This window comes from Alloyangia mangrovi (genome assembly GCF_002300555.2).
GTDB classification, from domain to species: Bacteria; Pseudomonadota; Alphaproteobacteria; order Rhodobacterales; family Rhodobacteraceae; genus Salipiger; species Salipiger mangrovi.
On record NZ_NTHN02000159.1, the window covers coordinates 1 to 387 of the forward strand.

Consider the following 387-nt stretch of genomic DNA (forward strand, 5'->3'; position numbering starts at 1 on the left):
CAAACGCGAACATCCCGCGGCATGAACCACGGGCGTCGAGTGCTCGGAAAACGCAGGAAGTCTTGGCCTTTCGCTTCTGATGGGCGAAGGCATTGCGAGATCGTTTAAGAGAGATACATGTGGGTTTTACTAGGTTTGGCGGTGACCTACTCTCCCACGTCTTGAGACGCAGTACCATTGGCGCGGCAGCACTTAACGGCCGGGTTCGGAATGGAGCCGGGTGTTTTGCTTGCGCTATGACCACCAAACCGAGAAAAACCCACGATGTCGGTCCCTGCGCGGCGGGTCGGCCTGGGCGACCTGCGCTTGCAGGTTGCGGGCCGACACCCCCGGGGTGCTGGGAGCGACAGATACCAAGTCAAGTATGTGTAGGGGTTGTATGCTTCG

The 387-nt window shown here is 58.9% G+C and carries 1 rRNA gene; it reads right to left on the minus strand.

Annotation, left to right across the window (positions count from 1 at the left end):
- Positions 1 to 133: 133 nt before the first annotated feature.
- A 5S ribosomal RNA gene (gene rrf / locus CLG85_RS27225) occupies positions 134 to 248 on the minus strand.
- Positions 249 to 387: the final 139 nt, after the last annotated feature.